General features: G+C 33.8%; 9 protein-coding genes and 1 pseudogene. 4 read left to right on the forward strand and 6 right to left on the reverse strand.

The genetic code is table 11. The annotated features are described in order from the left end of the window. Nucleotides 1-15: 15 nt before the first annotated feature. The 4 genes from C9J29_RS14335 to C9J29_RS14355 all read left to right on the forward strand — a co-directional run bounded on the left by C9J29_RS14335 (nucleotide 16) and on the right by C9J29_RS14355 (nucleotide 3,476). On the forward strand, nucleotides 16-261 hold the full coding sequence (locus C9J29_RS14335) for a hypothetical protein (RefSeq protein ID WP_036148086.1): 246 nt from the start codon (nucleotides 16-18) through the stop codon (nucleotides 259-261). A gap of 1,067 nt (nucleotides 262-1,328) precedes the next feature. Next, nucleotides 1,329-1,526, forward strand: coding sequence for a hypothetical protein (locus C9J29_RS14345; protein ID WP_089985903.1), 198 nt, complete (start codon nucleotides 1,329-1,331; stop codon nucleotides 1,524-1,526). A gap of 44 nt (nucleotides 1,527-1,570) precedes the next feature. Next, nucleotides 1,571-2,248, forward strand: coding sequence for a response regulator transcription factor (locus C9J29_RS14350; RefSeq protein ID WP_107922356.1), 678 nt, complete (start codon nucleotides 1,571-1,573; stop codon nucleotides 2,246-2,248). Beyond that, complete coding sequence (locus tag C9J29_RS14355) at nucleotides 2,241-3,476, forward strand: sensor histidine kinase (protein ID WP_089985905.1); 1,236 nt, start codon at nucleotides 2,241-2,243, stop codon at nucleotides 3,474-3,476. The genes C9J29_RS14350 and C9J29_RS14355 overlap by 8 nt, the downstream gene beginning before the upstream one ends. A gap of 56 nt (nucleotides 3,477-3,532) precedes the next feature. Here the strand turns inward: C9J29_RS14355 and C9J29_RS14360 are convergent, their stop codons facing one another. From C9J29_RS14360 to C9J29_RS14380, 6 genes and pseudogenes are all read right to left on the reverse strand, one after another. Further along, nucleotides 3,533-4,093: a ferric reductase-like transmembrane domain-containing protein gene (locus C9J29_RS14360; protein WP_089985906.1), complete on the reverse strand. Its 561-nt coding sequence runs from the start codon at nucleotides 4,091-4,093 to the stop codon at nucleotides 3,533-3,535. Continuing rightward, nucleotides 4,083-4,991, reverse strand: coding sequence for an FAD:protein FMN transferase (locus C9J29_RS14365; protein ID WP_237068847.1), 909 nt, complete (start codon nucleotides 4,989-4,991; stop codon nucleotides 4,083-4,085). The genes C9J29_RS14360 and C9J29_RS14365 overlap by 11 nt, the downstream gene beginning before the upstream one ends. Before the next feature lie 14 nt (nucleotides 4,992-5,005). Continuing rightward, nucleotides 5,006-5,260 (reverse strand): hypothetical protein, encoded by a 255-nt coding sequence (locus tag C9J29_RS14370; RefSeq protein WP_089985908.1) that lies wholly within the window; start codon nucleotides 5,258-5,260, stop codon nucleotides 5,006-5,008. 16 nt (nucleotides 5,261-5,276) lie between these two features. Then, nucleotides 5,277-5,891 carry a copper amine oxidase N-terminal domain-containing protein gene (locus tag C9J29_RS14375; RefSeq protein WP_164908749.1) on the reverse strand — a complete coding sequence of 205 codons (615 nt, stop codon included), beginning with the start codon at nucleotides 5,889-5,891 and terminating at the stop codon, nucleotides 5,277-5,279. 484 nt (nucleotides 5,892-6,375) lie between these two features. After that, nucleotides 6,376-6,459, reverse strand: a pseudogene (locus tag C9J29_RS24725) (flavin reductase family protein); the annotation flags it as partial. A gap of 223 nt (nucleotides 6,460-6,682) precedes the next feature. Beyond that, a partial coding sequence (locus C9J29_RS14380; RefSeq protein WP_153062680.1) for an SDR family oxidoreductase occupies nucleotides 6,683-6,985 on the reverse strand: 303 nt, incomplete at its 5' end.

Consider the following 6,985-nt stretch of genomic DNA (forward strand, 5'->3'; position numbering starts at 1 on the left):
AGGAGAGCACGATACATGAGAGACTATTGTTTTGATGCAAATTTAATTGAATTGTCTAATGATGAGTTACAGATTAGTGGAGGAGGCGCTGCATCTTCTGTTCTTAATTTTTCTACAGGTGCAGGTCTTGGCGCGACAGGTGTTGCTTTAGTACAAGGAGCAAAAAAAGGGGCTCAAGTGGGTAGACTTGGTGGACCTTGGGGAATTGCTGCTGGTGCCGTAGTAGGTGGGGTAGTTGGAGTATGGTTAGGTAGCGACTAACTAAAATAAATTTAGTTTTGACTTTTTGATTATAATTTAATAATTTAATTACATAGTTCTAAGTAATTGAATTTAAATTTTTATTAGTATCATCCCCTTTTAGTAATCGGTGTTATAGACATTTGTTTGAAATGGCGAAACACTTTGCTTTTAGGGGATTCCATTTACTTTGGCTAAGATTTGAAAAAATGTTTCAAAGTTGGATAGACATGCAGAATCATAAATTGGAAATTAGAGGTGGTGAACAATTTTGATTAATAGGAAAGCTATACTTATCCCGTTACTAATCTTATTTATTACTCTTTTACGCCAAGTAAGTATTCACTGGGGAGAAAAAACAACCATATTTTGGTTTTATTTATTTGGAGTAATTTTTTTGGCCATTATTTTTCTATATCAATTACTTCTAACAAGAAGAAAAAAAGAACGATAATACCGCAAACAATGTTGACAGGAATACAAGCTGTTAAGTTTATTTAAGTCCCTTTTTCGATAAATCTACATATTACATACATAAGAATCACTTATTTTACATTTGATTGGTTAAACAGTATAGACACTTAGTATAAAAATAGCTTCACTCAGCTTATGTACATATATACTGTTTACTAGTTAGTGTTTAAAATAAAAACAAATTTCTGCATTTTTGTTCAGACTCAGAAATGAGCGCCAATTAACGAAAAAGTATCTAGACGTTAGAACAAAAATAAGTTTTTGCACACGCTTGATCTCTATCTCCTACATATGAAGAAATACCTTATACACAAACGGAAAATTATGCTGATGGTGTTTACAATCACACGATGCAGATTCTATTGAGGCTTTACAATGATGTACAAAAGGAAAAAATTGAAAAATATTATTATTATTTTAAAGTATTAACCACAACCATTAATGCCCCTTCTATACCTCTCATAAAAACACCTCCTTAACCAGAGAGGTGTTTTCATATATTTCAAGGTTCAGTCATAATTTTTATGTTATTCATTTTGCTCTTACCGTTTTATAACGTTTGTTGTGACATTCCGTAGTATACTTTTATCACAACAAACTAAAGGAGTACATAAATGCTTGCTTCTAATCCTAATTGGCTGGCACATTGCACAGAAATAAAAGATTTAGCCAAATCATTATTTCAAAAATCGACGATACATCTTGATCGTGCAGCTCTCTTATTGATTACCGATGGTCAAACCTCCACTACTTTAAAAAAAGCATCGCATCTTTATTTCAAAGCTACAATTTTCAGTTTAAATTCATTTTAGGATTGTATAGTATACTGAATATAATTTACAGGGGGAAAAAAACTTTGAAAATATTACTTGCAGAAGATGATGCTCGTTTAAGAAAAAATATCGTGTATATTCTTAGAAAGGAATTTCACCACGTAATCGAAGTGGATAACGGACTAGACGCGCTCGACCATACCTTTTCCGAAAGTTTTGATTTGCTAATTTTAGATTGGATGATGCCTCAGCTGAGTGGTATTGAGGTTTGCAAACGACTACGAGATACAGGTTTTAGTGGTGGTATTTTGATGCTGACTGCAAAAGATGATACCTCTGATATTATTCAAGGTTTAGATAGTGGAGCAGATGATTACTTAGTAAAACCTTTTAAGATGGAGGAACTTTTAGCAAGAATTCGAGCAGTACTGCGAAGAAAAGAAAAAGTAATCGAACAAGTCATCCAAGTAGAAAATTTACAACTTAATATAGATTCTCGCGTTTTCCTTCGCGATAATACTGAAATTGAATTAACTAAAAATGAGTTTGCACTCTTAGAATTCCTATTCATCAATAAGGGACATGTGCTTACAAGAGAACAAATATGTATTTACATATGGGGCTATGATTTTGACGTTTCAAATAACTCCTTGGATGCACTTGTGAAACTCGTCCGAAAAAAAGTTGATAATAGCCATGAAAAATCCCTTATTCAAAATGTAAGAGGGATTGGCTATAAACTGAGGGATTACTGTGTTTAATAAAACAAGAAAAAAATTATCATTATTATATGCCACCATTTTCTTTTCGTTTTTTTCTCTCTTCATCATTATTCTATATTTTTCACTCGTAAAATTGATGGATACTCAACAATTAGAAGAACTAGAATCCATCTATACAAAACAAAAACATGATTTTTATGAATACAAGGATCATGACAAGGAAAATTTGAGCTATGATCCAAACCGTAATTTTTTCTATTACATTTATACAAACAACCATATATTTGTTCACGGTGATGAGTCCTATAAAGGTCTGAAAACACAATTAGAGGAAGTCTTTACAAAAAGCAAGACAAATGAAAAAACAGTGCTTCATTTCGAATGGCAAAATGAGCATTTCCTTCTTCTGAAAAAACCTATTTACGAACGTAATGAGGTTGTTGGATATATAATTTTAGGGAAATCCATTACTTCACAACAACACTTTTTCAAAAAAACAATTCAGTTACTTATTCTGTTAACTTGTATTTCTACAGTCTTAATCGGACTCCTTAGTTACTATATGGCAGGTAAAGCAATGGTCCCTATTCAATGGTCATATGATAAACAGAAAAAGTTTGTTTCAGATGCCTCTCATGAATTGCGCACACCACTCAGTATTTTTTATAGCTCGCTCGATATATTAGATCTAGAAGAAGCTACAAATATAAGCCCTTTTGGCAAAGAATTAATTCATGAAATGAAAGAAGAAGCTCAACTAATGAAAGAACTGTTGGAAAAATTGTTATTTTTAGCTCGCCATGATCAGCAACAATGGAATCAGCATATAGAAGTAATACCACTCTCCAAAATGCTAGAAAAAGTTAGTGCAAAATTCCATAAAATAATGCCTCCTGACATACAATTTGAAACACAAATTGAAGAAAATATAGAGTTACTCGGTGATGCAGCAAAGATACAAGAACTACTCTATATATTATTGGAAAATGCTATTTCGTACTCTAAAAAAGGGAAAATAACACTCACCCTTTTAAAAGAAAGAGATTCTATTGAAATTGCTTTAACCGATCAAGGAATTGGTATACCAGAGCATGAATTATCCTTAATCTTTGAACGATTTTATCGTAGCGATGCTGCACGCCAAAGAAACGGAACTGGTTTAGGTCTGTCAATAGCAAAAGCGATTGTTGAACAGCACAATGGGAAAATTTTTGCTACAAGTAAAGTAGGAACAGGCACAACATTTCATATTGTATTTAAAATTTGAAATAATAGAAGCATCAATCCTTCCCTTTTTCTAGGAAGAGTTGATGCTTTTATCACCTAGATGGACGTATTATTTTTCGGGGAAATGTCCTTTTTCAAACTCTCTTGGCTCACTATTCGCAAAACCAATATAAATAAAGTGAAACCAGCTGTTAACGCATAAAAAATTAGTACATATAAATTTTCAGTATCAGTACCAATGATTATGCCATGGAATAGTGAAAGTAACCACGCAGGTAACACAAGCATATGAATATTCTTCCATATAGATCGACTCATTGTTTTAATCCATAAATCTGAAGTCATTAACACGATCAAAAAACAATAAAAAGCAATTGTGCCAAGACTAGAGGCTACTGACTTATAGTCAGCGGCAAAAGGAATCAAAACTTCCACTACATTATAAGGCTTATAGCTGTCAATCATTAATACAAGCATATGGGCTATTAATGTGAACAACCCCATCCAACCTGCATTTTGATGTATTTGATAAATTAAGTTTTTATGTAATTTTACATATGGTGATTTTCTTAAAAGCCCAAAAATAATGGAGATTGTAAAATAAAAATAGGCTAAAAATCCAAATAGTCTGATCCATTCCCATGTACTAGTTAACAACTTCTCTCCCCCTTGCCATCATCCAATAACCTTCTTGTCCTTCTTTGACAATAAACCGAGCATTTCGTTGACAATTTGTTTCAAACCACTGTTGTTGCTCACTTTCATCTATTAGGAAACAAAGCTTTGCCCATACTTCGGCATCACACAATGAAGATGTTACGACCGTCGCTTGCAACACATCTGTTTTGGCAACCTCACCTGTTCGTCCATTCAATAGATGATTCTTCGTAATATTACTTTGTGTCCAACTTCTAAAAATTCGATTAGAAGTGGCAATTGCTCCCGTGCTAATATTGATATAGCTAATTTCTTTATCAATTGTTTTAGGGTCTGCCACACCAATCTTCCATATCTTCTCCCCTGTAGACCATAGTTTCATATCACCACCACCATCTATAATGCCGTAATCAGGGGCAACCTCATTTTCAAGCCAATTAGCCAGCGTTTCTATGGCATACCCTTTAGCAAATCCACCTAAATCAATTTCCTGATTCGCAAGTTTCATTACCTGCTGATTGCTTAAAAACTGAAATGGCTTTCCTGAGATGGACTTTACATTTGAGGATTGATGCTTAGCCACCTTAAATGGGAACGACTGATTGTAGCCCTGCTGTTCCAGCTGCAACTTCAAATAGGGTGAGAATAATCCATTGGATTGAAGATAATATTGATTTGCTCGTTGTAAACAATCATAAAGTGACGAGCTTAGTTGCAATGTCTGGCCAATCTTTAATTCATTTAATAGTGACAACTCATTATTAGGTAGAAACCTTGACCATTCTTTTGCTACGTACTGCAACCATTTTTCAGCCCGCTCTTTCCAATTTTTATTTTTACCTTTTGGAATAGCTATGAAAAAATCGGTATTCATTAATTGTAGGGAAAGTGTGTCCATCTTCATCATCTCCACTATGTTCTTTTTGTTTTTCGATCACTCTTTTTTGAAATTTGATTGGCAGCTTGAACTTCAAAATTTGTCCAATCTAGTTGGACAAGCTCTTTCTCTTTCTCCGTCATGTCTTTTTCTTGTTGCGCAGTAATTTGAAGATCATTTGAATGGTTTGTTTTTGCTTGTATTGAAGTGTTTATTTGCGTTAATAGTACAGCAGATAACATCACCCCTGATGCGCATAATATCCATTTCGCTTTTTTCGGATCTTTCATTGTTCACCATTCCTTCCTATTTGATTAAAAGTTGACATAAAAACATTTGATTGTCTTCTTGCCATTCGACCACATAGCCTAAGCCATTTGTAATGACACTGATTGGCACATAGAGTTCCTCATTTAAATAGAATGAAGATGCAGGTAACGGTGTTTTAACATTGTTATCATAGACAACATTTGTACCTGAGCGAAAAACTAGTTCATTCTCTTGATATTGTATATCTAAAATTTTGCTTGTTTTGTAAAAGGTAGCTTTTGCTCCTAAAAGCTGTGCCACTGTTTTCCCTGGTACAAAAAACTCCCCGTCTTTTGGGATAACATAAAAATTTAATTCTTTATTCATATCTACTACTTTCAAATTGACTAATTTTGACGTGCTGAAAGGCAAAACCTCTTTCTCCATAACTAATTCTCTTGTCCAAATATTCCAAGTACCTTTTTCGTATACTTCACCATTCGTATTATAGGATTCATCTTCATCATCATATTCGTAACGATCATCATCGTTGTACTTCTCATGTTTCTTATACTCGTGTTCATTGTCATCATCAGCTCGAACACTTAATCCAAATGTGAATGTACAAGTTACTAAAAAAGCCAATATCAAACTGATTCTCTTTTTTTTCATAGATACTACCCCCTTCATTTGACTACATTGTAGCTAAGAAAAATGATAGGAATCTGAAATTTAATTTTTTTTACATAAAAAAATCAAACTTTCTCCAAGTTAGTTTCACCTAACTCTGGATATATCTTTTACTTTTACAATTGCTTTTTTATTTGTGGTTTATTATATAAATTAGATAATTTTTAGAGCTGCTTCTTAAAAGCCATTGCTAAGCGATAGTGATGCATTGACGCGCCCTTTAATGGAATAACCTACATTTAACTTCGTGCCAAACTTTAATCATTTGCTTTTGATCTACTTTTGATGACATGCAATTAAAATACCTAAGAAACCCTTATTTTACAGCAAATAAAAAGAATCCATTTTGAAAGAAGTATGATCAAAATAGATTCTTTTCTGGATATTTAGGTTTCGGTTTTATTATAAATCTGATCATTTTCTAACTATGCTGTTCAACAATCGAGCCCGATTGCTAGGCATCGATAAATCCATTCGGTTTCTTGTAATCCGGAACTGGATTTCCCCCTGTAAATGGAGCCAATCTTTCAACATGCTCCCATAATGAAGGACGATTAAAATCTGAACTAAAAATTTGAAAGTATGGAACATTTCATTTCGAATTGGAGAGGGACATTTACTAATTAAAATAACCAACGAATGAAAGAAAAATTAAAAGGAATGAGCCCTGTCCAATACAGAGTTCATTCCTCAGTAACTGCTTAAAAATATGTGTCTAACTTTCTCGGGTGTCTTCATTTGAAGTTCCGTATTAAATCGTTATCTTACAGGTTCTATAGATGAGATCCTCCACTTGCATCGAGCAATTGACCTGTTACCCAACGGCTGTCTGAGGAAGCAAGAAATGCGGCAATATCTGCCACATCCTCGGGTTCTCCCCATCTATTGAAGATTGAAAGACCAGCCGCATATTTTTGTCCTTCCAGGTTTTCCAAAGTCTCAGCATTCGTTTCTGTATTAATAATTCCAGGCTGGATGGCGTTTACCGTAATATTACGGCTCCCTAGTTCCTTGGCTAGAAGACGTGTAAATGTGTCGATAGCACCTTTGGACATACTGTACGTGAAGACACTTGG

This window comes from Lysinibacillus fusiformis (assembly GCF_003049525.1).
Lineage (GTDB): Bacteria > Bacillota > Bacilli > Bacillales_A > Planococcaceae > Lysinibacillus > Lysinibacillus fusiformis.